Annotated in this window: 1 tRNA gene; it reads left to right on the top strand. The window is 39.9% G+C overall.

The features are described 5' to 3' along the window. Positions 1-3: 3 nt before the first annotated feature. A tRNA-Glu gene (locus tag VJL_RS20660) sits at positions 4-79 on the top strand. Positions 80-223 lie beyond the last annotated feature (144 nt).

The raw sequence follows: 223 nt of genomic DNA, 5'->3' as shown, positions 1-223 counted from the left end.
AGTGTCCCGTTCGTCTAGAGGCCTAGGACACCGCCCTTTCACGGCGGTAACAGGGGTTCGACTCCCCTACGGGATACCATCTTTAAACATTCTCTCTTGAGAGTTTTTAAAAATGGTTACTTCATAAGAAGTGATTAGCTCTTTAACAATTTGGAAAGCTGACAAAACAATCTTTAAGATTGTTTGTAAAGTTCTCAATGTTTGTCTTTATGACAAACACCAA

This window comes from Vibrio jasicida CAIM 1864 = LMG 25398, assembly GCF_000400365.1.
Classification (GTDB): Bacteria; Pseudomonadota; Gammaproteobacteria; order Enterobacterales; family Vibrionaceae; genus Vibrio; species Vibrio jasicida.
This window is presented reverse-complemented; position numbering and strand designations above follow the sequence as displayed.